The organism is Bacillus testis (genome assembly GCF_001243895.1).
GTDB lineage: Bacteria > Bacillota > Bacilli > Bacillales > DSM-1321 > Bacillus_AD > Bacillus_AD testis.
In genome coordinates this window covers 2,797,079-2,823,121 of record NZ_LN851186.1, presented here as the reverse complement: position 1 = coordinate 2,823,121, position 26,043 = coordinate 2,797,079, and the positions used below count along the sequence as shown (strand labels likewise).

The 26,043-nt window shown below is 43.8% G+C and carries 25 protein-coding genes, 1 pseudogene and 1 riboswitch; of the genes and pseudogenes, 25 read left to right on the top strand and 1 reads right to left on the bottom strand.

What is annotated here, in order from left to right:
• Positions 1-9 precede the first annotated feature (9 nt).
• From efp to corA, 11 genes are all read left to right on the top strand, one after another.
• Positions 10-567, top strand: coding sequence for an elongation factor P (efp, locus tag BN1765_RS14110; protein ID WP_050615734.1), 558 nt, complete (start codon positions 10-12; stop codon positions 565-567).
• Between the two features lie 210 nt (positions 568-777).
• Positions 778-1,704, top strand: a complete 927-nt coding sequence (spoIIIAA, locus tag BN1765_RS14105; protein ID WP_050615733.1) for a stage III sporulation protein AA — start codon at positions 778-780, stop codon at positions 1,702-1,704.
• Complete coding sequence (gene spoIIIAB / locus BN1765_RS14100) at positions 1,701-2,216, top strand: stage III sporulation protein SpoIIIAB (protein ID WP_050615732.1); 516 nt, start codon at positions 1,701-1,703, stop codon at positions 2,214-2,216. Before spoIIIAA ends, spoIIIAB begins: the two co-directional genes overlap by 4 nt.
• Before the next feature lie 23 nt (positions 2,217-2,239).
• Positions 2,240-2,443, top strand: a complete 204-nt coding sequence (spoIIIAC, locus tag BN1765_RS14095) for a stage III sporulation protein AC (RefSeq protein ID WP_050615731.1) — start codon at positions 2,240-2,242, stop codon at positions 2,441-2,443.
• Between the two features lie 21 nt (positions 2,444-2,464).
• Entirely contained in the window at positions 2,465-2,848 is a 384-nt protein-coding gene (gene spoIIIAD, locus BN1765_RS14090) for a stage III sporulation protein AD (RefSeq protein ID WP_075050812.1), read from the top strand.
• Between the two features lie 23 nt (positions 2,849-2,871).
• On the top strand, positions 2,872-4,140 hold the full coding sequence (gene spoIIIAE / locus BN1765_RS14085; protein ID WP_050615729.1) for a stage III sporulation protein AE: 1,269 nt from the start codon (positions 2,872-2,874) through the stop codon (positions 4,138-4,140).
• Positions 4,141-4,154: 14 nt separating this feature from the next.
• On the top strand, positions 4,155-4,763 hold the full coding sequence (gene spoIIIAF, locus BN1765_RS14080; RefSeq protein ID WP_050615728.1) for a stage III sporulation protein AF: 609 nt from the start codon (positions 4,155-4,157) through the stop codon (positions 4,761-4,763).
• A gap of 1 nt (position 4,764) precedes the next feature.
• On the top strand, positions 4,765-5,433 hold the full coding sequence (gene spoIIIAG / locus BN1765_RS14075) for a stage III sporulation protein AG (RefSeq protein WP_050615727.1): 669 nt from the start codon (positions 4,765-4,767) through the stop codon (positions 5,431-5,433).
• Positions 5,434-5,445: 12 nt separating this feature from the next.
• On the top strand, positions 5,446-6,018 hold the full coding sequence (locus tag BN1765_RS14070; protein ID WP_050615726.1) for a SpoIIIAH-like family protein: 573 nt from the start codon (positions 5,446-5,448) through the stop codon (positions 6,016-6,018).
• 318 nt (positions 6,019-6,336) lie between these two features.
• On the top strand, positions 6,337-7,515 hold the full coding sequence (locus BN1765_RS14065) for an MFS transporter (protein ID WP_050615725.1): 1,179 nt from the start codon (positions 6,337-6,339) through the stop codon (positions 7,513-7,515).
• 80 nt (positions 7,516-7,595) lie between these two features.
• Positions 7,596-7,758, top strand: a riboswitch (M-box (ykoK) riboswitch).
• A 216-nt stretch (positions 7,759-7,974) separates the two neighbouring features.
• Positions 7,975-8,946, top strand: a complete 972-nt coding sequence (corA, locus tag BN1765_RS14055; protein ID WP_050615723.1) for a magnesium/cobalt transporter CorA — start codon at positions 7,975-7,977, stop codon at positions 8,944-8,946.
• A gap of 336 nt (positions 8,947-9,282) precedes the next feature.
• Here corA and BN1765_RS20805 read toward each other — a convergent pair whose 3' ends face one another.
• Complete coding sequence (locus BN1765_RS20805; RefSeq protein WP_390621206.1) at positions 9,283-10,029, bottom strand: methyl-accepting chemotaxis protein; 747 nt, start codon at positions 10,027-10,029, stop codon at positions 9,283-9,285.
• Positions 10,030-11,014: 985 nt separating this feature from the next.
• Here BN1765_RS20805 and accB point away from each other — a divergent pair.
• The 14 genes and pseudogenes from accB (at position 11,015) to spo0A (ending at position 25,924) form a co-directional block, all read left to right on the top strand.
• On the top strand, positions 11,015-11,521 hold the full coding sequence (accB, locus tag BN1765_RS14040) for an acetyl-CoA carboxylase biotin carboxyl carrier protein (RefSeq protein ID WP_050615720.1): 507 nt from the start codon (positions 11,015-11,017) through the stop codon (positions 11,519-11,521).
• 13 nt (positions 11,522-11,534) lie between these two features.
• A complete protein-coding gene (gene accC / locus BN1765_RS14035; protein WP_050615719.1) occupies positions 11,535-12,890 on the top strand; it encodes an acetyl-CoA carboxylase biotin carboxylase subunit in 1,356 nt (451 codons plus the stop codon).
• 24 nt (positions 12,891-12,914) lie between these two features.
• Entirely contained in the window at positions 12,915-13,325 is a 411-nt protein-coding gene (locus tag BN1765_RS14030; RefSeq protein ID WP_050615718.1) for an Asp23/Gls24 family envelope stress response protein, read from the top strand.
• A 461-nt stretch (positions 13,326-13,786) separates the two neighbouring features.
• Positions 13,787-14,179: a transcription antitermination factor NusB gene (nusB, locus tag BN1765_RS14025; RefSeq protein WP_050615717.1), complete on the top strand. Its 393-nt coding sequence runs from the start codon at positions 13,787-13,789 to the stop codon at positions 14,177-14,179.
• A gap of 177 nt (positions 14,180-14,356) precedes the next feature.
• Entirely contained in the window at positions 14,357-15,211 is an 855-nt protein-coding gene (gene folD / locus BN1765_RS14020) for a bifunctional methylenetetrahydrofolate dehydrogenase/methenyltetrahydrofolate cyclohydrolase FolD (RefSeq protein ID WP_050615716.1), read from the top strand.
• A 179-nt stretch (positions 15,212-15,390) separates the two neighbouring features.
• Positions 15,391-16,746, top strand: a complete 1,356-nt coding sequence (xseA, locus tag BN1765_RS14015) for an exodeoxyribonuclease VII large subunit (protein ID WP_050615715.1) — start codon at positions 15,391-15,393, stop codon at positions 16,744-16,746.
• On the top strand, positions 16,739-16,972 hold the full coding sequence (gene xseB / locus BN1765_RS14010) for an exodeoxyribonuclease VII small subunit (protein ID WP_050615714.1): 234 nt from the start codon (positions 16,739-16,741) through the stop codon (positions 16,970-16,972). The genes xseA and xseB overlap by 8 nt, the downstream gene beginning before the upstream one ends.
• Positions 16,973-16,978: 6 nt before the next feature.
• Positions 16,979-17,872 carry a polyprenyl synthetase family protein gene (locus BN1765_RS14005; RefSeq protein ID WP_050615713.1) on the top strand — a complete coding sequence of 298 codons (894 nt, stop codon included), beginning with the start codon at positions 16,979-16,981 and terminating at the stop codon, positions 17,870-17,872.
• A 290-nt stretch (positions 17,873-18,162) separates the two neighbouring features.
• Positions 18,163-20,057 (top strand): annotated as a pseudogene (dxs, locus tag BN1765_RS14000) (1-deoxy-D-xylulose-5-phosphate synthase); the annotation flags it as partial.
• Positions 20,058-20,885 (top strand): TlyA family RNA methyltransferase, encoded by an 828-nt coding sequence (locus BN1765_RS13995; protein WP_050615711.1) that lies wholly within the window; start codon positions 20,058-20,060, stop codon positions 20,883-20,885.
• 381 nt (positions 20,886-21,266) lie between these two features.
• Complete coding sequence (gene ahrC / locus BN1765_RS13985) at positions 21,267-21,716, top strand: transcriptional regulator AhrC/ArgR (RefSeq protein ID WP_050615709.1); 450 nt, start codon at positions 21,267-21,269, stop codon at positions 21,714-21,716.
• 19 nt (positions 21,717-21,735) lie between these two features.
• Entirely contained in the window at positions 21,736-23,442 is a 1,707-nt protein-coding gene (recN, locus tag BN1765_RS13980) for a DNA repair protein RecN (protein ID WP_050615708.1), read from the top strand.
• A 134-nt stretch (positions 23,443-23,576) separates the two neighbouring features.
• Positions 23,577-24,869 carry a SpoIVB peptidase gene (spoIVB, locus tag BN1765_RS13975; protein WP_050615707.1) on the top strand — a complete coding sequence of 431 codons (1,293 nt, stop codon included), beginning with the start codon at positions 23,577-23,579 and terminating at the stop codon, positions 24,867-24,869.
• A 260-nt stretch (positions 24,870-25,129) separates the two neighbouring features.
• The gene (spo0A, locus tag BN1765_RS13970; RefSeq protein ID WP_050615706.1) at positions 25,130-25,924 is read left to right on the top strand and encodes a sporulation transcription factor Spo0A; all 795 of its coding nucleotides are present in this window, start codon (positions 25,130-25,132) and stop codon (positions 25,922-25,924) included.
• The last annotated feature ends 119 nt before the right edge of the window (positions 25,925-26,043 follow it).

The window sequence follows — 26,043 nt, the reverse complement described above, 5'->3', positions numbered from 1 at the left end:
GGAAAAACAATGATTTCTGTGAACGACTTTAGAACAGGCTTAACAATCGAAGTAGACAATGGGATTTGGCAAGTAATCGAATTCCAACACGTAAAACCAGGCAAAGGTGCTGCTTTTGTCCGTTCTAAACTTCGTAACCTGCGTACTGGCGCTATCCAGGAAAAAACATTCCGTGCAGGAGAAAAAGTAGCAAAAGCACATATCGAAAACCGCAAAATGCAATACCTATATGCAAGCGGCGATCAACATGTGTTCATGGATAACGAAAACTATGAGCAAATCGAATTGAGCGAAAAACAAATCGAGCGCGAATTGAAATTCCTTAAAGAAAACATGGAAGTGTACATCATGATGTACGGCACCGAAACAATCGGTGTAGATCTTCCAAATACAGTAACACTTGAAGTAACTGAAACAGAACCTGGCATCAAAGGTGATACAGCTTCAGGCGGCACAAAACCTGCCACTGTTGAAACAGGCTTGATCGTCCAAGTTCCATTCTTCGTGAACCAAGGAGACAAATTAGTCATCAACACAACAGACGGTTCCTACGTATCCAGAGGCTAAGAAAAGCGGAAGCGGCCGTTGCAGCTAGCCAATAAAGAAAAGCGGAAAACATCCGTTTATCTAAACATACTTATCGATGGATGACCCAGGGGTGAAAGCATATGCTTTCACCCTTTTTTGCGTTCCGGCTGTTCTTCCAAAAGTCATCAGTCATAAAGTGTACATGCCCGCATACATTGTAAGGACACACCGAATAAGGAGGAAGCTTGTATGCAATCCATTTATTCATTCCTGCCCCCAAAATTGTCCGAGCTATTGCAAGACTTAACTCCTGAGATGATCGAACGAATAGAAGAAATCCGCATCCGTATCAATCGGCCAGTGGAAGTATCTGACGGCCGGGATTATATGCTTCTTCCATATATTGTTGATGAAGAAGCGGCGAGCCAGCTTTTGAACCAGCTGACCCGTTTTTCTATGTACACAATGGAAGAAGAGTTGAAAAGGGGCTATATCACCATTGAAGGAGGGCATCGGATTGGCTTGGCCGGAAAGGTTATTTTGGACAAAGGCAGTGTAAAAGCCATTATCCATATTTCTTCTTTCAATATCCGTATAGCTAAGGAAAAATTGGGCTGCTCAGTACATTTACTGCCGTATTTATATAGGAATAGCTGGCAGAACACTATGATTATCGGTCCGCCGCAGACTGGAAAAACCACACTATTGAGAGATTTGGCCCGCATTGCGTCACAAGGCATGGAAGAGTGCCGTATTCCTGCCATTAAAACAGGAATTGTCGATGAACGTTCGGAAATAGCGGGCTCAGTCCGGGGGGTCCCGCAATTACAGTTCGGGCCCCGGGTAGATGTACTGGATGCCTGCCCAAAAGCGGAAGGCATGATGATGCTCATCCGGTCGATGTCGCCGGAAATTATTGTTGCCGATGAAATAGGCCGTGCCGAAGATGCCGCAGCTGTCCTTGAAGCGGTCAATGCTGGCATTCAACTGTTAATCACCATCCATGGCCATTCCTTGGAGGATGTGCTGAAACGCCCGACTATCCGCGCCATCATGGAGCTTCAAGTGTTCAGCCGATTCATTTTGCTTGGGAGAACAAGGAACGGCGGTTTTTCATGCAAGGTTCTTGATGAAAAGGGCGCGGAGATTACCATGGAAAGAAGTGTTCCGGGATGATCAAACTGATTGGCGCAGCATTTATACTGATTGCCACTACTTTTGTCGGATTCGACAAGGCACGGCATCTGAGCCTGCGGCCGCTGCAATTACGTTCTTTCCGCCAGGCTCTCCAGGCGCTTGAATCGGAAATCATGTTCGGCCATATTCCGCTCCGTGAAGCGGCCGTCCGTTTATCCAAACAGCTCCCGGCCCCGGTTTCTTTATTTTTCATTCATTTTGCCGCTAGGCTCCAAGAGGCAGAGATGACTGCCAAAAAGGCTTGGGACCTCAGCTTGAAAAGCATCGGAGGGCAGCTTACTCTGAAAGAAAATGAAATCGAGATTCTGTCGCAGTTCGGGGAAACGCTTGGCAAACATGATCGCTACCAGCAACAGAAGCAAATCCTTCTCACTATGTCTCATCTCGAGCGAGCTGAAGAAGATGCCCTTGCCACACAGGGGAAATACGAAAAAATGGCAAAAAGCCTTGGCTTTTTGGCAGGGCTGTTATTCATCATTTTATTAATGTAAACCACAAGCAGGAGGAAATCGAAATGGGCATTGAAGTTGGATTGATCTTTAAGATTGCCGGAGTGGGAATCGTGATTGCATTTATTAATACTCTATTAGAGCAGATCAATAAGAAAGAATATTCACAATGGGTGACTCTTTTCGGATTCATCTATATTTTATTCATGGTCGCCCAAATCATCGACCAGTTATTCGATAAAATCAAGTCCGTCTTCTTGTTTGGTTAAAAGGGGGGAGCCGCCATCGAAATATTAAAAATTGCCGGCATTGCCCTGCTTGCGACTTTCCTCGCGACCATCTTAAAAGAGCAGAAGCCCAATTTTGCATTTCTTCTGGTCATTTTTGTAGGCTGTACGATTTTCCTGATGCTCGTCGACCAGATTTACAGCATCATCCATATGGTGGAAGCGCTTGCTGAGCAGGCCAATATTAATATGCTGTACTTGGAAACAATCCTGAAGATTATCGGCGTTGCTTATATAGCGGAGTTTGCCTCGCAGATTACAAAGGATGCCGGACAGGGGACGTTGTCATCCAAGATTGAATTAGGCGGCAAGATCCTAATTTTATCCATGGCCATACCTATACTGACCGTATTGATTGAAACCATCCTGAATTTAATTCCGGCTTAACCGTTAGCAAAAGAGGTGAAGAAATGAAGCAATTAATCTTGGCAGTATGTATGGCTTTTTTCCTTATTGGCATTGCTCCCCTCATTGTACAAGCTTCACCGGACAACTACGCACCCACTCAAAGCAGTAGCAATCAGGACAACTCTCTGGGAGAGAACGGAAATAGCACAGAGTCCCCAGAAGAACCTTCTTCTGCAAATGTTTCGCAATCATTAATCAACAAGAGCCTGCAGCAAGTGAAACTGGATGATTTGACCGGCTTCTGGGATCAAATCATGGAGGAGTACGGGGGCTATCTGCCGGAAGGGCAAAAGGGAAGCCTGAAGGATTATCTAAGCGGTGAAAAAACATTTTCGCTTAAAGCTTGGGCCGGAGGATTCCTTAAATATATATTCCATGAATTGCTGGCTAATGGCAAACTGTTGGGAACATTGATTTTGTTGACTGTCTTCAGTATGTTCCTGCAATCGTTGCAGAACGCCTTCGAGAAAAGCTCAGTATCAAAAGTAGCCTACAGTATCGTATTCATGGTGTTAATCATTCTTGCGCTAAACAGTTTCCATGTGGCAATCCAGTACACAAAAGAAACGATTGATACAATGATTTCCTTTTTTATGGCGTTAACACCTTTGCTTCTGGCATTAATTGCGGCTTCAGGCGGGGTTGTGTCTGCTGCTTTTTTTCACCCTGTATTGATTTTCTTGATGAATATCAGCGGTCTTTTGATTGGGAAAATTATCTTGCCGCTTTTATTCCTGGCTTCTCTTTTGAGCATTGTCAGCGTCTTGAGTGAACACTATAAGGTGTCTCAGCTGGCTGGGATGATCAAAAATTGGAGCATTGGCTTGTTGGGAGCCTTTATGACCGTATTTCTGGGAGTCATCTCTGTACAGGGAGCTTCCACCGCCGTGGCGGACGGCATTACGATCCGTACGGCCAAATTCATAACAGGCAATTTCATCCCGGTTGTTGGCAGGATGTTTACGGATGCAGCGGATACTGTATTCAGTGCTTCTTCCCTCCTGAAGAACACGGTGGGAATTGCAGGGGTCGCCATCCTGCTGTTGATCGTCGCCTTCCCAGCCTTAAAAATATTGATCATCGCCTTCATCTATAAATTATCGGCAGCTGTCCTGCAGCCGCTCGGAGGCGGGACCGTCATTAAATGCCTTGATATTATCAGTAAAAGTATGATGTATATCTTTGCCGCTTTGGCGATTGTATCAGTCATGTTCTTCTTGAGCATCACCATCATCATCGCTGCCGGCAATGTCACATTAATGGTCAGGTAGGTGAATGGACGCAAATGGAATTTCTGACTGATTGGATAAAGAACATCATCATTTTTATTTTGCTTGCTACAGTGATGGACATGCTGTTGCCCAGCTCCGCCATGCAGAAATATGCAAAGATGGTCGTCGGCCTGCTGCTGATCACAGTGCTGCTTTCTCCTGTATTCAAATTGTTGTCGGCTAATTTTGATGAATTGCTTGCGCAGGCGACCCGTTCAGGCACTGTCGAAAATAATAAGATGGAAATAGCGCTCTCCGACAAGAAAAAAGAAATACAAGCTGCCAACAATGCATATATTTTAGATGAAATGGCTGTCCAATTAAAGAAAGAAGGAGAAGAGGAGTTGATTAAACAATACAATTACGAATTCAAGCATATAGACGTGTCCGTAAAGCCGGTCGACAACCCACAGCTTCCAAAGGATCTGGCTGGCATCAAAGTCGTACTGGCCCCTAACCGGTCCGGTGCGGTAGAAGCTGTCCGCCCAGTCGATATCGATACTGACAAGGATCCGGCAGATGAAAATGCTGTCCGTTCAGAAGCAATCAAGCAGTTCCTAGGGGAACAATGGGGAGTCGATGAAGCGAAAATCCAAATCGGTTTTGAAAGGAGGGACACATAGAATGAAAGGTGAGAACCCGTTTTCTAAATGGCTGAAGAAATGGACGAATCAAGATGATCAAGCAGGGAATGAAGGAAAGAATAAAAAGCCTTCCCTCTATGTCTATATGTTAATTGTTCTTGTCTTGGGTGTGGCGATCATGATGGGCAGTGAGATGCTGACCAAGAGAATCAACATCGCTTCTTCTGCTGATGCACTACCGGCGGTTGCTGGCGCCGAGCCAGAAAACGTAGAGACATTCGGCAGCAAAAATAATAAGGCAGATGTAACCATAGCTGATTATGAGCGCAGCTTTGAGACACAAATCAAGGAAGCTCTTGAAAACATAGCCGGTGTGAAAGATGTAAAGGTAGTCGTCAACGTCGATGCCACCGAGAAAAAAATATATATGAGGAATCATGTCGCTAAACAGCAAATTACAGAAGAGATAGACCGAGAAGGCGGCAAGCGGAAAGTGGATGATACATCGAAGGACGAGCAGATGGTCATCTTGAAAAATGGCGATAAGGAAGTGCCGCTTGTACAGGAAACGAAAAAGCCCGCCATTAGAGGCGTTTTGATTGTCGCTAAAGGCGCTGAAAATATAACTGTGAAAAAGTGGATTGTCGAAGCCGTGACGAGAGCGCTGGATGTGCCAAGTTATCGGGTGGCAGTCATGCCGAAAAAATAAGGAGGAATTAAAATGTTATTGAAAAAACAAACAGTTTGGCTTTTAACAATGTTAAGTTTGGTAATCGTATTGTCTGTGTATTATGTGACGACGCCGCCGAAAAAAGGAAATGAAATGGCAACGACCGTCCAAAAAGAAAAAGATGTGGTCAAAGAGGGACAAACGAATACAGTGGCTAAAAATGATACAAAAGAAAAGAGCGTCAGCAAACAAGTGGTTCCTGCCGGCGATGAAAAATTCGAAACCGTACGAATGGATATCCAAGACCAACGCAGCAAGCAAATTGAAGAACTGAATGCAAAATTATCGAATACAGAACTTTCAGCCGAGGAAAGAAATGAAGCGAAAAACGCCATCGACACGTTAAATACAAGAAGCGAAAAGGAAGAAATGCTGCAAGGGATGATCGAAGGAATGAATGGCACAAAAGCAGCGTTGGTCCGCACAGATAATGATAATAATGTCCAAGTATCAATCAAGACAGCTAAACATGACAAGACAACAGCCAATGAAATTTTCCGCCTTGTCGCCGGCGAAATGCCAACAGCAAATGACATTACAGTCGACGTGCAGCCAAATGAATAAGCAATATGACAAGGAAAGGCACACCATTCTATTTGGATGGTGTGCCTTTCCTTGTCTGTCTGCAGCTGGGAAGAATTTATGGCTTGAATTGAATTATTATTTAATATAGTTGACTTATTTCCCGGACGATACGATGATAGCTTTAGATAGTTTAGATGTATAAGGGCTGTTTTGAAGGAGAGGCCGGTCTAATGAAGAAGGGGCGGATATGTAAAAAGTCCAGCAAGTTGGGCTGGTATTTAAATGTCCCTGTTACTTGTGAAAACAGCTTGAAAAATAGATCAATCTGATGGAGACGGAGGAGAAGAGAAGGACATTATGCATAAACAGAAATTTGTATTCACAATGCTTTTGTTTAATATTTTCATTGTTTTTCTTGGAGTCGGGTTAATTATTCCCATTATGCCGACCTTTATGGAAGAAATGCACTTGTCGGGCAAGACGATGGGGTATATGGTGGCTGCCTTTTCGCTTTCGCAGTTACTTATATCCCCATATGCAGGGAGATGGATCGACAGCATCGGCAGAAAGAAAATCATTGTGATAGGGTTATTTATTTTTTCGCTTTCTGAATTGATTTTCGGCTTGGGCACCAATGTATGGGTGCTATACCTTGCCCGCATTCTGGGCGGAATCAGTGCCGCTTTTATTATGCCTGGTGTAACAGCGTACGTAGCGGATATCACAACGATTGAAGAGCGCCCGAAAGCGATGGGCTATGTTTCTGCGGCCATCTCCACGGGATTCATTATCGGCCCTGGAGTCGGCGGTTTCATTGCCTCATTGGGCGTCCGGGCTCCGTTTTTCTTTGCGGCTGCCATCGCTTTTGTTGCAGCAATGATATCGTTTGCCATTTTGAAAGAGCCGCTTACAAAAGAAGAGTTAAGGAAACTGTCAGAAGAGAGCAAGGATAGCCATTTTTTCGGCGAACTAAAAAAATCGTTCCAACCGTTCTATTTAATCGCTTTTATTATTGTCTTTGTGCTGGCGTTCGGCTTATCTGCCTACGAAACAGTTTTCAGTCTGTTTTCTGACCACAAATTCGGCTTTACGCCAAAGGATATTGCCACGATTATTACCATTTCTTCTATTGTGGGTGTGATTGCTCAAGTATTTTTATTTGAAAAAGTAGTTTTTGCAATCGGCGAAAAGAAATTGATTCAATTCTGTTTAATTATTGGCGCGATTTTTGCTTTGATATCGACAGTCATCGGTGATTTTTGGATTATTTTGCTTGTGACAAGCGTTATTTTCCTTGCATTTGATATCCTGCGCCCGGCGCTTACTACTTTTCTGTCCAAGATGGCAGGTAATGAACAGGGGTTTGTGGCAGGGATGAATTCGGCATACACCAGCCTTGGCAATATTGCCGGACCTACGATTGCCGGAATTCTGTTCGATGTGGACATCCATTTTCCTTATTTTTTCTCGGCTTTCATCCTTGTGATCGGCCTTGGAATTACGATGTTTTGGAAGGAAAGGAAGCTAAGCCGTTAATCTGCCGGTCTATGTATGTTTTCGAAGAAAAGAGGAGATTGACAGAAATGCATCCTTTTCTTATAGTAAGTATAGTTCAATAAGGTCTTCTGTTAGGTGAGGCTCCTGTATAGAGATATGCTGCTGCCCAGAAACGTCGAAAGACGCCAATGGGTCAACAGGGAAAATCGGAGTAAGGTTTTTCTTAATGTAGCTGGTCTTCCTATGCTATACAGTGCTAAAACTCGGCAAGGGGAGACATGTACAGCAGACTGTGCTTATATGCCCCTTTCTCTAAGAAAGGGGCTTTTCATTTTGGAGGTGAGGGAAGCATGAGCACTGACGATCCAAATCCGATAAGGACAAAGAGATACGGCGAAAGAATGAGGCAGCAAAAAGTGTTCCTGTTCCTCTTGTCTTTAAAAAGGGTTCACATTGATTTTTGATGCCTCGTCACATTAAGAAAACGAGGTGTAATAAATGATAAAAACCTATCTGTACCAGTCTGACCAACAACAGGTTATAACGAATATCAATTTACAGGAAGCAACGCGTCAATTGGATAATCCAAATAACCTGCTTTGGATTGACCTATATGATGTCGGCAATCAGGAACTGTATCAGATTGCACGGCTATTTGATTTTCACCAACTCGCCATAGAAGATTGCCTCCATGACAGTCCTCGGGCTAAGGTGGACAATTACGAGGATTACCAATTCTTTGTTTTCCATGCCCCGCAGTATAATGAAGAAAGCGATAATGAGATTACGACATTAGAGCTCAATGTCTTCTTCGGGCCCAATTATGTGGTGACCATCCATAAGCATAAATTGAAATGGCTGCGGCAAATGGACCTGATCTGTGCCAAAAGCAGCAAGTATCTGGATAAGGGGGCGGACTTTCTCCTGTATGCCTTGATTGACGGCATCACGGACGAATATTTCCCAATCCTAGACCGCATCAGCATGCGGATCGATGAGCTCGAAGATGAAATTTATGATGAAGAAGTCCGCGGCGTTACCGAGGAATTCCTGGCTTTGAAACGGACCATCATTCTGATCCGGAGAATCATCCTGCCGCAGCGGCGGATTTTCCTGACGGTTGACGGCAAATGGAAATTCGATATCCAGGAAGAAAATCTTCCGTTCTATACGGACTTGATCGACCATCTCGAAAGGATTGTCGACGCGACGGAGACGTACCGCGATTTGGTGAACAGTGCCCTCGATACGTACTACAGCATCATTAACGCCAAGTCATCGGAAAAGCTGAATGTGTTGACGCTTATATCGACCATTATGCTGCCTTTGACATTCGTCACTGGATTCTTCGGCATGAATGTTCCGCTTCCTTTTGAAGATTCGCCGTACACCACTGTGGTGATTTTGGTCTTGTTGATTGTGCTGACAATCGGCATGTGGCGTTATTTCAAAAAGAAGCAGTTGTTATGAACAGAATATAACGTAAAAAAGCAATGGCTGTCATTTTGACGGCCATTGTTTTTTATGCTTGGACGGGGATACTCTTACGTGCATTTACATGCGGGAAAACTCTCATCATGAATGAATGGATCGGTAAAAGACAAATCCAGTTAACAAACGGCAACGAGGATTCAACACACTGCATTAAAATGGAGGCCAGTCTGGGAAAAAAGTTGGATAACAAATATATTGGTGCTGACATATTTTATAACCGGTATCTCCCGTGGTGACGGAATTGGCCGTTACTTAAAGTATTCTTCCGCTTTTCTTTCACATTTAATCTTTGGCGACTGAATGATCATAGCTTCAATGCAAAATGAAAGACTCATCCTGCTGCAGGAGGGCCAGGCTTTTTATGGAGTTATCCGCCTCCTTGATTGATTTGGTCAATAGCTTTTGCTCTGACTTCTGCAGGGAAGTAAGAGAAGTTATTTCTTGAAGCTGTGCGTTTGCCTCTACCAAGATACCGCTGAATTGGTCCATTGCCTGGTCCACCAAAACAGTGGATTGTTGAATGTTCTCGATTAAATGATAAGACTCAGAGATTTCCGTTTGCAGCTGGCTGATTTGACTGACAATCATTGTGAATTGGTCTTTTGATTGGGATGCGAGCACTTGGTTGCCATCAACTGTTTCTGAGGCATCATGGATGCGCTGGTGTACTTCAAGGGTTTGTTCGGCAATGGTGGATAGGTTGTCTGATATAAATGCTGCGGTTGCTTGCGTTGTTTCGGCCAGTTTTCGAACTTCAGCAGCCACAACTGCGAAACCTTTCCCGCTTGCTCCTGCCTGGGAAGCTTCAATGGATGCGTTCAGTGCCAATAGATTTGTTTGCTTTGCGATTTGGCGGATCGTCAAAATGTAGGAGGATGCCTCTTCAACCTCTTTTGTTAATATGCCAATCTTTAAAGTGATATCTGCCACTTGGGAAGTGATTACCATCATTCTTGCTTGAAGCGACTCGATTGTTTCGTAGCCTTTGTAGGCACTGTGTTCTGTTTGGACTGCATTTTCTGCGATTTTTTTGGATAAATGGGCATATTTTTGAATCATTTTCCTTGTTTCTTGAATGGAATCACGCAGTTCGATCACAGCATTTGTCTGTTCTTGCGTCCCTTTTGCCAAGTCGGAGAGAGATAGGGCGATGCTGTCGCTGTGGTTTTGATATTCCTCGCTCTTCGAGGAAACAGTATTCATCATGGATGATATAACAGAAGTGTTGTTTTTCAGCACTCCTTGTGTCGTCTGTTGCTGTTTTAGGAGATGTTCAGTCTGCAATTGGACCGAAGTTATGTCATTTTCCATTTTCCTGGACATTGTCAATTGAAAATCTAGGAGAATGCTGACAAGTGTATGTAATAGGAAAATAGTCACGTAGTTTTTCAACTCGAAGGGTAGCACATCATGGTGGAGATATGTAAACAAAATCAATAAGAGCAACCCGAGGGCGAAGCCAAGGCGTAAAATGGTTTTATCCAGATAGATGGCGCAAGTGCCCAATACAAAATAGACCAGTAAAATGGCCGTCGGGGATACACTGTTTTCCATAATGAAAAAAATGACGATCGATACAATGAATGCGGCGACATAAGGAATCAATCGAATCGATTTCTTGCTGTAATGCATGAATGCTACAACTCCTACCCCCATGATCTCTCCAATGAGGATGGATAAAATGGTTTGTGCTTCTTTCTTCATGATTACGTCGACTGCAGCGGCAAGGATGACGGACAGTAGAGTGGCTTTCACCATTAGGCTGTTCTTCCTGATTAAGTCATTTCGTTTGATTTCTGCTAGAGTCAAAAGAGACCCTCCCTTTTAAATAAAATACATTTTTATGTATTTTATAACAATAATATCCATTTTAATAGATATCTAAGTAAAATAATAGAGTGCAAGATATTCCCTAAAGCACCATAAAAGAGTATGATAGTTAGTAAAAGTATGAATTCTATGATAGAGATTGTCTTTTTACTTGGCAGTATATTATGATATTAGAAGTTAGTCATAAAAAATTTAGGGAATGGGGTGCAGTACTTTGTTAAAAGTACAGGAAATCAGAGAAATCATTAAATTAATCGATTCTTCAAGTATCCAAGAGTTTAATTTCGAGCAGGATGGGACAAAAATCAAAATGAAGAAAGCGGCAAATGAAGTATCAGTCGTCCAACAACCAATCATCCAGGCAGCTCCAGTGGAAAATCCTGTTGTTCCGGCACAGCCTGCACAAGCCCAGCCGAAAGAAGCCGCACCATCACAACCAGCAGCTCCTGCCAATGAGGCATCTCCTGCACAAGACGAAAACCTACATAAAATTATTTCTCCTATGGTGGGGACATTCTACAGTTCTCCATCTCCGGAAGAGGCACCATATGTTCAAAAAGGAATGAAAGTAACCGAAGAAGGCGTAGTTTGCATTGTGGAAGCAATGAAGCTATTCAACGAAATCACTGCAGAAGTTAATGGGGAAATTGTTGAGATTCTGGTGAAAGACGGCCAACTGGTAGAGTATGGTCAGCCATTATTCTTAGTCAAAGCTGAATAAGGAGCTGGAACATATGATTAAAAAACTATTAATTGCGAATAGAGGAGAAATTGCCGTACGTATTATCAGGGCATGTAAAGAAATGGGCATTGAAACGGTTGCTGTCTATTCGGAAGCCGACCGAGATGCTCTGCATGTCCAATTGGCAGATGAGTCTTATTGCATTGGGCCGACTCTTTCGAAAGACAGTTACCTTAATACGATGAATATTATCAGTACAGCCAAATTGACAGGATGCGATAGCATCCATCCTGGTTACGGCTTTCTTGCGGAAAATGCCGATTTTGCCGAATTATGCAGAGAGTGCAGTATTATATTCGTTGGGCCGTCGCCGGAAGCCATTTCTAAGATGGGTACCAAAGATGTGGCGCGGGAAACAATGAAAGCAGCCGGCGTGCCAATCGTGCCGGGTTCTGAAGGAATCATCAAGGATGAAGAGGAAGCCCTTCAGCTGGCAGATGAGATCGGATATCCTGTTATCATTAAAGCAACGGCCGGCGGAGGAGGAAAAGGGATCCGCGTAGCGCGCGATGCTGACAGTCTAGTGAAGGGAATCCGCATCACTCAGCAGGAAGCAATGACCGCGTTTGGAAATCCGGGCGTCTATCTTGAAAAATATATCGAAGATTTCCGCCATGTAGAGATCCAAATTATGGCTGATAATCATGGGAATGCTATCCATCTTGGCGAACGCGATTGCTCCATTCAGCGGAGATTGCAGAAGTTGCTTGAGGAAACGCCGTCGCCTGTTCTGGATGAAGATATGCGCGCGAAGATGGGGGAAGCTGCCGTTAAAGCAGCCCTTGCTGTGGATTATTCAGGCGCAGGGACAGTCGAGTTCATCTATGACTACCGCAATAAGCAATTTTACTTCATGGAAATGAATACGCGTATCCAAGTAGAGCATCCTGTTACTGAGATGGTAACAGGAGTGGATTTGATCAAAGAGCAAATACGTGTTGCATCCGGAGAAAAACTCTGTTTAACTCAAGAGGAAGTTACTTTTAATGGATGGGCGATTGAATGCCGGATCAATGCGGAAAATCCTTATAAGAATTTCATGCCTTCCGCAGGCAAGATCCAGATGTATCTTCCACCGGGCGGCTTAGGCGTAAGGGTTGACTCTGCGGCATATCCTGGCTATACGATTCCTCCTTTTTATGATAGTATGATTGCAAAGGTCATCACTTATGGCAAAACACGCCAGGAGGCGATCGACCGCATGAAAAGAGCGCTGAGTGAATTTGTGGTTGAAGGCATTCATACAACGATTCCGTTTCATCTAAAATTACTTCAAAATGAAGACTTTGTAAGTGGTAACTTTAATACAAAGTTCCTTGAAATCCATGATATTATGGATTCAGAATGAGTAGTATAAATGGAGGTGTGTTGAATGGTTGAACAAAACAATATGTTGGAAATGACGCAAACGAACAGTTCGTTGGGTAAGGTGGAAATTGCACCGGAAGTCATTGAAGTGATTGCCGGGATCGCAGCATCCGAAGTAGAAGGGATTGCGCAAATGCGCGGAAACTTCGCAACCGGTGTAGTCGAGAAATTGGGCAAGAAAAACCATGGTAAAGGCGTCAAGGTTGAACTTTCAGAAGACGGCATCAAAGTAGAAATCTACTGCATGATCAAATTTGGAGTATCCATTCCAAAAGTGGCTCAAGAAGTTCAGGATAATATCCGCCAAGCTCTCATCAATATGACAGCAATTGAAGCGGATGAAGTGAACATTCATGTTGTCGGTGTGGTCTTTGAATCGACAAAAACAGAGCCGGATGTCATGCAGGAAATGTAATGAATTCCACGCTGCTTATCCTGAAGGGTAAACAGACTTTAGATTGAATAGGCCTTCTTAGCTCGCTGCTGACGCATTTGTCAGGCAGCGGGTTAGGAGGGCTTTTTTTGGGGCGAAGATAATCGGAGTTCCGGATAGTGCGGGTGATTTTTGTCTATAATGAAAGTAGGAATAGAGCAATTGAATGCAAATCGCTGCTTAAATACTTAAATTAACTGATTGTTTGTTCAATTTCTTAATATTGTTCGAAACACTACCTTTCAATGTTCGTTTATGCTATAGTTTACTATAAAGTGAAACTTTGTTAATCGTGGCCGGACAATCACGCTTAATAAGAGTCGAACGTAACGGAGACATGGGGGTAACCGGCTTTTTGAATCCTGCTAAGGGATGCAGGACTTTTATATTCCCATGCTGAGATAAAAAAATGTGAGCAAAGAAAGCGCTGAAGGAGTACAAAAATGAAACGTAGAACCGCACGAGAAAAGGCTTTACAGGCCTTGTTTCAAATAGATTTATCAAAAAGTGAAGTGGATGAAGCCATCGCGGCCGTCCTGGAAGACGAGCCTGGAGACGAATACCTGGACTTTCTTGTTAAAGGCACAGTTGAAAATATGGATAAAATCGATGAGATCATCAAGCGTAATCTGGAGAACTGGACAATCGGCCGATTGGGCAATATCGACCGCAATATCCTTCGCTTAAGCACATACGAAATGCTTAAGTCAACAGAAGTCCCTGTCAATGTGGTAATGGACGAAGGAATTGAAATAGCCAAATTATATGGTGATGATCAATCAGGGAAGTTTGTGAATGCAGTACTTTCCAAAATTAAAGCGAATCTGTCACTATAATAACCCTCTAAAGGCCTGGATGGGTCTGCAGGTTTAAGCATAACCTTGAGTATAACATATGGAAGAAGATTGGCAGCAATTCCCCTGAACTGACGAAAAGAGTCAGGGACCGGGCGGGTTCTGCCAGTTTTTTTATAGAATACATAAATCGTTGATCTTGAGGAGAGGAAGATTGGAATGACCGCTACTATAATTGATGGAACTGCCATTTCGAAGAAAGTCCGCGAAGATATTGCGACACAAGTGCAAGAGCTGAAAAACAAGGGGGTCACTCCCGGTCTTGCTGTCATTCTTGTAGGAGACAACCAAGCTTCAAAGACATATGTCGCAAATAAAGAAAAAACATGCCGTGAATTGGGCATGTATTCTGTGCTGCTGGAACTGCCGGAATCCACATCGCAAGAGGAACTGCTGGCACATATCAATGATTTAAACCAGGATGAAAAGATCCATGGGATATTGGTGCAATTGCCTTTGCCTGGCCACATAGAGGAAAAAGCAGTCCTTGACGCCATTCTTCCTGAAAAGGATGTAGACGGATTTCATCCGGTCAATATCGGCAGATTGATGACCGGCCAAGATACTTTGTTTCCTTGTACACCATATGGCATTATGGTGATGCTGGACCACATTGGGTGCAATCCGGAAGGCAAGCATGCGGTCGTTGTGGGAAGAAGCAATATAGTCGGCAAACCAGTTGGGCAGTTATTGCTTAACCGAAATGCAACCGTCACGTATTGCCATTCCAAAACGGCAGACTTGGCCAAATATACGAGCGATGCTGATATTTTGATCGCAGCTGTCGGTGTCCGTGACCTTATTAGAGCTGAACATGTGAAACCGGGCGCAGTTGTCATTGATGTCGGGATGAACCGCAATGAAGAAGGCAAACTATGTGGCGACGTAGCCTTTAACGACGTGAAAGAAGTGGCTTCTTTTATTACGCCGGTTCCTAAAGGAGTAGGGCCGATGACCATTACCATGCTGATGCATAATACCGTCAAGGCCGCAAAAAGAATCCATTCACTGTAAAGCAGCCATTCCAAAGGACAGGCAAGCGAGGATAAACACTTAAAGAAAACTGTCATTTTGTTTATAATAGCAATATGACAGTTTTTTTATCTTGGATGAAATAATTGCGCATGGAGTCAAACAGAATCCAATCCATTTCGCGCTAATGATAGATAAAGTGAACAGAAAAGGGGTTTCGTATGGCGATTGAGCGATATCTGACGGTTACAGCTCTGACAAAATATATCAAACGAAAATTCGATTATGATCCCCATCTTAGAGATGTATACATTAAAGGGGAGCTATCGAATGTTAAGCGGCATTCCAGCGGCCATATGTATTTTACGCTGAAGGATGAAAAGGCGAGGATTTCGGCAGTTATGTTCGCCAAGAGCAATGCATCCCTTCGATTCGTGCCGGAAAACGGCATGAAAGTAATCCTCCGCGGGGAAGTATCTGTATTCGAGCAGAGCGGCAATTATCAGGTCTATGCCAAGGAAATGCATCCTGATGGAGTCGGCGATTTGTTTGTCGCTTTCCAGCAATTGAAGGAACGATTGGAGAAAGAAGGGTATTTTTCTTCTGCACACAAAAAGCCTTTGCCACCTTATCCGGCTACAATCGGTGTAGTGACATCTCCTACCGGTGCTGCTGTGCGCGATATTATGACGACTTTGAAAAGACGTTATCCGATGGGGCGTGTGCTGCTGTACCCAGCTTTGGTGCAGGGGCAGAACGCAGCGGATTCGATTGTGAAAAGCATCAGACAGGCTAATGAAAATGAAGAGATTGACGTCTTGATCGTTGGGAGGGGCGGTGGATCAATTGAAGAATTATGGGCGTTTAATGAAGAAAAGACAGCCCGTGCCATTTATGAATCCCGAATCCCCGTCATATCTGCAGTCGGCCATGAAACAGATACAACCATCGCCGATTTTGTAGCGGATATCCGGGCAGCCACGCCGACTGCGGCAGCTGAGCTGGCCGTGCCGAACTATCTTGAAATGAAGAAAACATTGGATGCAACAATATCTAAAATAGGAACCCTGCTCGTGCACACAATCCAGCAAAAGCAGTCAGCACTGCAGCGTCTGGAAAAATCATATGCATTCCGCTATCCGGAAAAATTGTACCAGCAAAAGGCGGAACAATTGGATTTCTTGGCAGAACGCCTACTAAAAGAAGGTTTGCGCTTTTATCAAAAGAAAGAGGATCGTTTGAAGCGCACAGTAAACGTACTGAAACGCTTCCATCCGGTGCAGCAGGTCGAACAGCAGGTTGAAAGGCTGTCGAGAATCGATAAACAGCTGAACAGGAATATGAGAGATGTCATCCGGCTGAAACAGCAGGCTTTCAAGGGCACCATCAGTAAACTGCAGGTTTTGAGCCCGTTGAACATCATGGAACGGGGCTACAGCATTGCCTTCGATGAAAATGAACAAGTCATCAAAAGCAAGGATCAAGTAAAAGCTGGTGATTCGATTAACGTGATCGTGAAGGACGGACAACTGGTTTGTGAAGTAAAAGACTTAAAGGAGAGTGAATTCAATGGCTAAAGAAAAAGAAATCTCATTTGAAGAAGCAATGGAACAGCTGGAGCATATTGTTGAATTGCTGGAAGAAGGAGACGTTCCTTTAGAGGAAGCAATTAATATTTATAAACGAGGCATTGATCTGTCTAAAATCTGTAACGGCAAATTACAGTCCGCTCAGGAACAGCTAGTGCAAATCGTAGATGAGAATGGTGAATTGAAGCCTTTTCAAGTGAAAGAGGAGGAGTAATCGGCAATGAATACAGCCTCGTTTGATTTATTCATGGAGCAGCAAAAACAAAAGGTTGACCGAGCCCTTCTAGAAGAGGTCGACCGCATCAAGGCGCCCCAGGTCCTTAAAGATGCCATGAGTTATTCATTGAAGGCCGGGGGAAAAAGAATACGCCCTCTGCTTGTTTTTGCTGTACTAGATGCTTTTGGCAAAGAGCTTGAATACGGAATGAAAGCTGCTTGCGCCATTGAAATGATCCATACATATTCCCTGATCCATGACGATTTACCAAGCATGGACAATGATGTCATGCGCCGCGGTAAGCCGACCAACCATATTGTCTATGGTGAAGCCACTGCGATTCTTGCTGGAGACGCGTTGCTGACGCATAGTTTTACCCTGCTGACCGAAAACATGCCCAAAGGGATTACTGCTGAACAGAAACTTGAATTAGTTTCTGTCATTTCCTCCTGTGCAGGCGCTGGTGGGATGGTAGGCGGACAAACTGCGGACATGGAGGCGGAAGGTAAAGCCATTTCCCTTGCAGAGCTGGAATATATCCATGAACATAAAACAGGACGTCTGCTCTCGGCTAGTGTTTTGGCTGGCGCAATTTTAGCCGGTGCAACCAAAGAGGAAAAGGCAGCCCTGAAGGATTTCTCCCACCATCTTGGATTAGCTTTCCAAATCCGTGATGACATTCTCGATATCGAAGGCAGTGAAGAAGAGATAGGCAAACCGGTTGGCAGCGATGTAGCCAATCATAAAAATACATACCCGGCTTTATTGACCTTGGATGGAGCAAAAGCCAAGCTGCAGGAAGAAATAAGCGTAGCTTTGTCTGTTCTGAAAGAGCTGAATATGGAACGGGGCTTTTTATACGACATTACAAAACTCGTAGCTTTTAGAACCAAATAAATCTGCCAGCGGCCAATTCTTTCCTATCATCAGCGGAATCAACCGCTGATTTCCCATTTAATGCTTAGTGAACGGGATAAAGTGCTGAATTTGTAGTACAAGAGGATTTATGGTATATTGACGTAAAATATACTTATACTTGAGAGCGTTATGGAAAGTGGCGCGAATAGGCAGCAATAAGCGATTTGCGATTAGTGATGATCAGATAGGAAAGCCGTTATCACCTAAGTGCTAACGGCTTTTTGTAAAGAAAATCTACGGGCGAAACCGAAAGAAAGTGAGTGATCCTGTTGGATCTTCTATCAATAAAGGACCCTTCTTTTTTAAAAAATATGAATAAACAGGAATTGGAAGCGCTGAGCCAGGAAATACGGGAATTTCTTATTCAGAAACTTTCTGTCACCGGAGGCCATATCGGACCAAATTTAGGCGTTGTTGAATTAACGATTGCGCTCCATAGAGAATTCAACAGTCCTCAGGATAAATTCTTATGGGATGTAGGCCATCAATCCTATGTGCATAAAATATTAACCGGCAGAGCTGGCCAATTCGATACGTTGAGACAATTCAAGGGGCTTTGCGGCTTTCCAAAAATGGCAGAGAGTGAGCACGATGTTTGGGAAACCGGGCACAGTTCCACTTCTCTTTCCGCTGCGATGGGCATGGCGATTGCCCGCGATTTGAAAAAAGAAAAAAGCCATATTGTTCCGATTATCGGCGACGGCGCCTTGACCGGCGGCATGGCCTTGGAAGCACTTAATCATATCGGACACGAAAAGAAAGATATGATTGTTGTATTAAACGATAATGAGATGTCGATCGCCCCAAATGTAGGTGCCCTTCATAATGTATTGGCGTCTTTGCGCACAGCAGGGAAATACAACAGAGCGAAAGATGAATTGGAATATTTGCTGAAGAAAATACCGGCTGTAGGCGGAAAACTTGCCGCAACGGCAGAACGGGTAAAAGACAGCTTGAAATACCTATTAGTATCCGGCGTCTTTTTTGAAGAGCTGGGCTTTACGTATCTTGGTCCGGTGGACGGGCATAGCTATGATTCGCTGATTGAAAACATCCGTTATGCCAAGAAGACCAAAGGCCCCGTTCTTCTTCACGTAATCACGAAGAAAGGGAAAGGGTTCACGCCTGCGGAGCATGATACAGTTGGTACATGGCATGGGACCGGTCCTTATAAAATCGATACCGGCAAAATCATTAAAGCAGTCAGCAAGGCCCCTGCCTGGAGCTCGCTCGTAAGCGAGACCGTCCGCACATTAGCAAGAAAAGATGAGCGGATTGTCGCTATAACGCCGGCAATGCCGGTCGGCTCTAAGCTGGAGGGATTCGCTTCTGAATTTCCGGACCGGATGTTTGACGTAGGGATTGCCGAACAACATGCTGCCACCGTGGCGGCAGGGCTTGCGACCCAGAAGATGAAACCATTCTTGGCCATCTATTCTACCTTCCTGCAACGGGCGTATGACCAGGTCGTGCATGATATCTGCCGCCCTAACTTAAATGTTTTTATCGGCATTGACCGGGCCGGCTTGGTAGGGGCAGACGGTGAAACCCATCAGGGTGTATTCGACATCTCGTTCCTTCGCAGCTTGCCGAATATGGTGTTGATGATGCCTAAGGATGAGAACGAAGGGCAGCATATGGTCAATACGGCCATCAGCTATGATGACGGTCCGATTGCCATGAGATTTCCGCGCGGCAATGGTTTGGGCGTGGAAATGGACAAAGAGCTCAAGACGATTCCAATCGGAAGCTGGGAAGTATTGCGCCCAGGCAGGGATGCGGCTATCCTGACATTCGGAACTACAATCCCGATGGCGCTTGAAGCGGCAGAGAAACTTGAAAAACACGGTGTTTCTGTTCAAGTTGTCAATGCCCGATTCATCAAACCGCTTGATGAAAGCATGATGCATGATTTGCTGAAAGCGAATATCCCATTGCTGACAATTGAGGAAGCCATCCTTCAGGGGGGATTTGGCTCAGCTGTTATTGAGTTCGCCCATGACCATGGCTATCATTCGGCAGTAATTGAGCGCATGGGTATCCCTGATCATTTCATTGAACACGGAAATGTGGATAAACTATTGGAAGAAATCGATCTGACAGCAGATCAAGCTGTTGCTCATATTAAGAAAATGACACCGCAAAAACAAAAAAGGGCTTAGGTATGAAAATAAATAAAGAACGAATAGATGTATTGTTAGTTGAACAAGGGTTGGCTGAGACAAGAGAAAAAGCAAAAAGGGCTGTTATGGCTGGGTTGGTATACGCCAATGAAGAAAGACTTGATAAACCCGGCGAAAAGATTCCTGTGGATACACATCTGACAATCAAGGGTAAAGTGATGCCATATGTGTCGCGAGGCGGGCTAAAATTAGAAAAAGCGATCCATACGTTCGGCCTCAATCTCCAGGACAAAGTGATGCTTGATATCGGGTCTTCAACAGGCGGATTTACGGATTGCGGGCTGCAGAACGGCGTTAAAATGTCTTATGCTTTGGATGTCGGCTATAATCAGTTGGCATGGAAGCTAAGACAGGACAACCGTGTCATCGTAATGGAACGGACCAACTTCCGCTATGTGACACCGGCTGATTTAGCTGGAGAAATGCCAAACTTTGCAAGCATAGATGTTTCTTTTATTTCATTGCAGCTTATATTGCCTGTCTTGAAGACATTGCTTGTATCCGGCAGCGATGTCGTGGCTTTAATCAAGCCGCAATTTGAAGCCGGCAAAGAACAGGTAGGCAAAAAAGGAATTGTCAGAGATCCAAAGGTCCATCAAGAGGTCATTGAGAAGATTGTTGATTTTTCGCTGGCGCTTGGTTATGACTGTCTAGGCCTGACGTTTTCTCCAATCACGGGGGGAGACGGAAATATCGAATTTCTGATCCATCTGCATTGGGAAGGCGAAAAGCCTGCCGGCGAGAATAAGTCCGCCTTGCAGGCAAATGAAGTCGTCGCAATTGCGCACGCAGAACTGAAGAAAAAATAAATGCATAAAAAATCCCCAGGGTCTTTAGCCCTTGGGGATTTTATGCATGGTCATGCAAAAAAGAATACCATTTTTATCCCACTCCCAAAATGCGTAAAGGCGAAGAAGTGTAGTGGGAGGCCAAACACCAGTAAGAATGCGAATGGTACAATTAATACCCTGCCGAACAAAACGATTGTGCGGTTTTTAAAACTATTTTGATAAAATAAATAGAGGTTATAGTGCTCAAACAGTTATACATCAAAATTAAATTTTTATACAGATTTTCTGGAGTTAAACATGTACAAGATTTATAAAATGGTCTATGATTTGAAATATAGAAGTCTTATTCATAGTTGCATGTTTGAATAAGTCAAAATGCAGAAGTTACAGAGGTGGATTATGAATAAAGGACAACGGCATATAAAAATCCGAGAAATTATTGCACAGAATGATATTGAAACTCAAGATGAATTAGTTGATGAATTGAAAAATGCTGGATTTCATGTTACTCAGGCAACAATTTCCCGTGATATCAAAGAATTGCATTTGGTGAAGGTTCCATTGATGGATGGCAAGTACAAATACAGTCTGCCTGCTGACCAGCGATTCAATCCTCTGCAGAAGCTCAAAAGAACGCTGATGGACGCTTTCGTCAGAATTGATTCGACCAGCCACCTTCTGGTCATGAAAACACTCCCCGGAAATGCACATGCGGTGGGGGTTTTGCTGGATAATCTGGATTGGACGGAAATATTGGGCACCATCTGCGGAGATGATACATGTTTGATCATATGCAAAACGGTGGAAGATACTGAAGTCATTAAGAAAAGATTTTTAGAAATGCTATAAGGGAGAAGGGTGATTATCATTGTTAGTTGAGCTTTCCATCAAAAATTTCGCCATCATCGAAGAACTGACTGTTTCGTTTAATAGCGGATTGACTGTATTGACTGGTGAAACAGGGGCCGGGAAAAGTATTATTATCGATGCGATCAATCTTCTGTCTGGCGGAAGAGGTTCTTCGGAGTTTGTTCGGCATGGGGAAAATAAAGCTGAACTAGAAGGCATGTTTATCATTAACGATGATGACCATCCCATTTATGAAAAGTCTCAACAGCTAGGAATAGACGTATCCGAAGGTACCATCATCTTAAGAAGAGATATTTCGCAAAACGGCAAGAGTGTATGCCGCATAAATGGCAAGATGGTAACGATCGGCATCCTTCGAGAGATCGGAAGTTCGTTAATTGATGTCCATGGACAGCATGAACACCAGGAACTTATGGATCCCCATTTTCACCTCCCACTGTTAGATCAGTTCGGAGGGGAAGAAATCAAAAAAGCAATGGCTGAATATAGCAGGGTGTATGAAGAATACATAAGTGCCCAGAAACAATATGACAGCCTCAATCAAGATGAGCGACAAACTGTGCATCGTCTGGACTTTTTGAATTTCCAATATAATGAGATCCTAAATGCCAATTTGGTGCTTCATGAGGACGAAGAGTTAACGGAAGAAAAGAAGAAAATCAATAACTTTGAAAAAATATATTCAGGCCTACAATCAGCGTATCAGGCTCTGAGAGGCGAACAGAAAGCGCTCGATTGGCTATCAGTCGCCATGAATCATATGGATGATGTTGCGGAGCTGGATGACGAAGTAAAGAACATGTCGGAAAGCATCTCATCCAGCTATTATCTGCTTGAAGAAACATCGATTTCTTTGCGCAGCGCTTTTGAAATGCTTGAATTTGACCCTGAGCGTTTAAATATGATTGAAAGCAGGCTGAATGAGCTGAATGTCCTCAAGCGAAAATACGGAAAGACGATTGAAGAGATTCTGGAGTACTTCGCTGATATCGAAGCAGAAATAGAAACGCTGCAGAACAGGGAAACGCATCTGGCCAAATTAGAAGAAAAATTGAAGGAGTTAAAGGCAGATCTGCTTGTAGAAGGCGTCAATGTCTCGAAATTGCGCCAAACATATGCAAAAAAACTGACCGCAGATATCCTTCAGGAGCTGAAAGAGCTTTATATGGACAAAACAGTGTTTGAAGTTATGTTCCTGCAAAAGCCTTCTATGGACGAAGACCTAGCGCAGCGTGATATTAAGCGCAACGGAATGGATGAAATCGAATTTTACATTTCCACAAACCCCGGAGAGCCACTGAAGCCTCTTGCCAAGACAGCTTCCGGCGGAGAATTGTCCCGGATTATGCTGGCGCTTAAGAATATCTTCTCCAAGCACAGCGGCATCACATCCATTATCTTTGATGAGGTGGACACGGGTGTCAGTGGAAGAGTGGCCCAGGCCATTGCCGAAAAAATCTACCGGGTATCGGTCGATTCCCAAGTGTTGTGCATTTCGCATTTGCCTCAGGTGGCTGCAATGGCGGATACACATCTGTTTATAAAAAAACAAATCGAAGCCGGCCGGACCAAAACAAGCGTCCATCCTTTAGGATACGACGAAAAAGTCAAAGAAATCGCCCGCATGATATCGGGTGTAGAGATTACGAGCATAACGAAGAATCATGCGGAAGAATTGCTGGCGCAAGCCGAACAGTTAAAATGATTCCGCAGTAAAGCTATCCAATTCAGGATAGCTTTTTATTTTGCCCAAATTGTTATATTTGGCTGTTTCTAAGGCAACATTAAAGATGTAGCCATTTTAAGAAAAAAGGAATTGAAACGAGGAGAGTGACGTTTTTGAAGCGCAATGTAATCAGATTGATACTTGGCACAATCCTCCTTGTTTCGTTTATCTCAATAAGCATCAGTAAGCCTTATCAGCAGTTTTTCACAATTCCTGAGAAAATAACCCTTTTTGAAGGCCAATCATATGACATTCCGCGTACTTTCCCAGTCAGCGCATCCCTGACGAATAAAGACACTCTTTCCCTGAAGGAGACGGAACATACCATAACAATTGACGGCCAAACAGCAGGCACCAACCAGCTATTGTTGGATATAGCAGGTTTCCCTGTGAAAAAAGTAGACGTGGAAATCATGAACGATTTCAAAGTCATTCCCGGAGGGCAATCCATCGGAGTGAAGCTAAATACTGTCGGAGTGCTCGTAGTCGGTCATCATTTAATACAAACATCAAACGGAAAAAATTCACCGGGTGAAACAGCCGGTGTCAAAGTCGGAGATATCATTACAGAAATTAACGGCAATACGATTACAAAAATGTCTGATGTGGCACAGTATGTCCAACAGTCCGGCGAGGAACATAAGCCTATGGACCTGGTAATCAAACGGGAGAACGAAACGGTTAAAACACAGCTGATGCCGCAAAAAGACAAAATCGAACAAATCTATAAGCTTGGCCTGTATATCCGCGATTCGGCAGCTGGAATCGGCACCATGACCTTTTATCATCCGGATACCAAAAAATACGGAGCGTTGGGCCATGTGATCTCGGATTCGGATACAAGAAAGCCAATTGTCGTCAAAGACGGCCAAGTTGTTTCCTCGACTGTCACATCGATCGAGAAGGGGAGCAACGGGGACCCAGGGGAGAAGTTGGCCCGGTTCTCCGCCAACAAAGAAATAATCGGCAATATCCAGCGCAACAGCCCATTCGGCATTTTCGGGTCTCTAAAGAAGCAGGTTCCGAACGGCATGATGGATGAAGCAATCCCCATCACTTTATCCCATCAGGTAAAAGAAGGGCCAGCGCAAATCCTGACGGTTGTAGACGGGACAAAAGTAGAAAAATTCGATGTTGAAATCTTAAGCACCATCCCGCAAAAATTCCCGGCTATCAAGGGGATGGTCTTAAAAGTGACAGATAAGGAATTATTGAGGAAGACAGGCGGAATCGTCCAAGGAATGAGCGGCAGTCCAATCATCCAGGACGGCAAGCTAATCGGGGCTGTCACGCATGTTTTCGTTAATGATCCGACCAGCGGATATGGAGTGCATATCGAATGGATGCTGCATGAAGCAGGCATCAACATCTACAAAAAAAGCAATTCGGACCGCAAAGCAAGTTAGCAAGGCTTTTTTCTAAAGCCTTGCTTTCTTTATGCAATCATTCGGTCTTTTATAGGAAATATGGTATAATGTTCTAATATTGCAAAACATTGTCCATGCCATGCGAAAATAGTCGAAAATAGAAGTATCCAATAGAATAATCACATTTATGAACGTTATATGAATTTATTGGAAAATCCACAAGGAATTTTTTCTGCTATTGTCGAAATTCTCTGAGTAGATGATAATAGAACTGCAATTGGAACGAGGAGGAAAACTGGGTGAAGAAAGTCAAAGTATGTATTGTAGATGATAATAGAGAATTAGTCCGTCTTTTAGGCGATTATATTTCTTCTCAGGAAGATATGGAAGTGACAGGCATTGCTTACAATGGACAGGAATGTCTAAAAATGCTTGAAACGGTCCATCCTGATGTACTCTTGCTTGATATCATAATGCCCCATCTAGATGGTCTGGCTGTATTGGAAAAAGTACGGGACGGCAGCAGAAGCCATATGCCTAATGTCGTCATGCTTACTGCGTTCGGCCAGGAAGATGTAACGAAGAAAGCGGTTGAGCTTGGAGCAAGTTATTTTATCTTAAAACCTTTTGATATGGAACAATTGGGCGGAACAATCCGTCAAGTCAGCGGCCAATCTTCGCCTTCCAGCGTAAAGAATCCTTCTCACACCCATTACCGCAGTTCTTATGAACAGAAACCTAAAAACTTGGATGCCAGCATCACAAGCATCATCCATGAAATCGGAGTCCCTGCGCATATAAAAGGATATCTTTATTTGCGTGAAGCCATTTCGATGGTTTATAACGACATCGAATTATTGGGCTCCATTACAAAAGTACTGTATCCTGATATCGCAAAGAAATACAATACAACTGCCAGCCGTGTCGAGAGAGCAATCCGCCATGCGATCGAAGTTGCCTGGAGCCGCGGAAATATTGAATCCATTTCCTCGTTGTTCGGCTATACAGTTTCCATGTCCAAAGCAAAGCCCACCAACTCAGAATTCATCGCAATGGTCGCAGATAAGCTTCGCTTAGAGCATAAGGCTTCTTGAAAGGGTTAGGGGCTACAGGTTTCCCAAGGGCTTGAAGCCAATCTAATGAAGAATACGATAACCCACAAACGTTGAGCAAGTCCGCAGGCAAATGCTCGATTAAATGATAAACTTTTAGA

Excerpts from the sequence above, each read along its gene's own strand:
- BN1765_RS14030 (WP_050615718.1), top strand. The coding sequence starts at position 12,915 with ATGGTTGAACAAAACAATATGTTGGAAATGACGCAAACGAACAGTTCG.
- BN1765_RS13995 (WP_050615711.1), top strand. The coding sequence starts at position 20,058 with ATGAAAATAAATAAAGAACGAATAGATGTATTGTTAGTTGAACAAGGG.
- BN1765_RS14070 (WP_050615726.1), top strand. The coding sequence starts at position 5,446 with ATGTTATTGAAAAAACAAACAGTTTGGCTTTTAACAATGTTAAGTTTG.
- spoIIIAC (WP_050615731.1), top strand. The coding sequence starts at position 2,240 with ATGGGCATTGAAGTTGGATTGATCTTTAAGATTGCCGGAGTGGGAATC.
- spoIIIAE (WP_050615729.1), top strand. The coding sequence starts at position 2,872 with ATGAAGCAATTAATCTTGGCAGTATGTATGGCTTTTTTCCTTATTGGC.
- ahrC (WP_050615709.1), top strand. The coding sequence starts at position 21,267 with ATGAATAAAGGACAACGGCATATAAAAATCCGAGAAATTATTGCACAG.
- BN1765_RS20805 (WP_390621206.1), bottom strand. The coding sequence starts at position 10,029 with ATGATTCAAAAATATGCCCATTTATCCAAAAAAATCGCAGAAAATGCA.
- BN1765_RS14065 (WP_050615725.1), top strand. The coding sequence starts at position 6,337 with ATGCATAAACAGAAATTTGTATTCACAATGCTTTTGTTTAATATTTTC.
- spoIIIAA (WP_050615733.1), top strand. The coding sequence starts at position 778 with ATGCAATCCATTTATTCATTCCTGCCCCCAAAATTGTCCGAGCTATTG.
- accC (WP_050615719.1), top strand. The coding sequence starts at position 11,535 with ATGATTAAAAAACTATTAATTGCGAATAGAGGAGAAATTGCCGTACGT.
- spoIIIAB (WP_050615732.1), top strand. The coding sequence starts at position 1,701 with ATGATCAAACTGATTGGCGCAGCATTTATACTGATTGCCACTACTTTT.
- xseA (WP_050615715.1), top strand. The coding sequence starts at position 15,391 with ATGGCGATTGAGCGATATCTGACGGTTACAGCTCTGACAAAATATATC.
- efp (WP_050615734.1), top strand. The coding sequence starts at position 10 with ATGATTTCTGTGAACGACTTTAGAACAGGCTTAACAATCGAAGTAGAC.
- folD (WP_050615716.1), top strand. The coding sequence starts at position 14,357 with ATGACCGCTACTATAATTGATGGAACTGCCATTTCGAAGAAAGTCCGC.
- spoIIIAG (WP_050615727.1), top strand. The coding sequence starts at position 4,765 with ATGAAAGGTGAGAACCCGTTTTCTAAATGGCTGAAGAAATGGACGAAT.
- BN1765_RS14005 (WP_050615713.1), top strand. The coding sequence starts at position 16,979 with ATGAATACAGCCTCGTTTGATTTATTCATGGAGCAGCAAAAACAAAAG.
- xseB (WP_050615714.1), top strand. The coding sequence starts at position 16,739 with ATGGCTAAAGAAAAAGAAATCTCATTTGAAGAAGCAATGGAACAGCTG.
- spoIIIAF (WP_050615728.1), top strand. The coding sequence starts at position 4,155 with ATGGAATTTCTGACTGATTGGATAAAGAACATCATCATTTTTATTTTG.
- nusB (WP_050615717.1), top strand. The coding sequence starts at position 13,787 with ATGAAACGTAGAACCGCACGAGAAAAGGCTTTACAGGCCTTGTTTCAA.
- corA (WP_050615723.1), top strand. The coding sequence starts at position 7,975 with ATGATAAAAACCTATCTGTACCAGTCTGACCAACAACAGGTTATAACG.